Origin of the sequence: Rouxiella sp. Mn2063 (assembly GCF_049319665.1) — a bacterium.
Lineage (GTDB): Bacteria > Pseudomonadota > Gammaproteobacteria > Enterobacterales > Enterobacteriaceae > JBMOUD01.
Window position 1 is genome coordinate 1 of sequence record NZ_JBMOUD010000046.1, and the last position, 544, is coordinate 544.

Sequence of the window (544 nt, forward strand, 5' to 3'; positions counted from 1 at the left end):
TAGTGATATTAACACTACCGCCTTCCTCCTCGCTGAAAGTGCTTTACAACCCGAAGGCCTTCTTCACACACGCGGCATGGCTGCATCAGGCTTGCGCCCATTGTGCAATATTCCCCACTGCTGCCTCCCGTAGGAGTCTGGACCGTGTCTCAGTTCCAGTGTGGCTGGTCATCCTCTCAGACCAGCTAGGGATCGTCGCCTAGGTGAGCCATTACCCCACCTACTAGCTAATCCCATCTGGGCACATCCGATGGCGTGAGGCCCGAAGGTCCCCCACTTTGGTCTTGCGACATCATGCGGTATTAGCTACCGTTTCCAGTAGTTATCCCCCTCCATCAGGCAGTTTCCCAGACATTACTCACCCGTCCGCCACTCGTCACCCAAAGAGCAAGCTCTTCTGTGCTACCGTTCGACTTGCATGTGTTAGGCCTGCCGCCAGCGTTCAATCTGAGCCATGATCAAACTCTTCAATTAAAAGTTCGATTTGCTGAAACAAGTTCAGCGATGCTCAAAGTTACTTCACATCATTCATAATGAATTACTG

At 51.8% G+C, this 544-nt stretch carries 1 rRNA gene; it reads right to left on the reverse strand.

The features are described 5' to 3' along the window. Positions 1–474 (reverse strand): 16S ribosomal RNA (locus ACL9RG_RS22740); the annotation flags it as partial. Positions 475–544 lie beyond the last annotated feature (70 nt).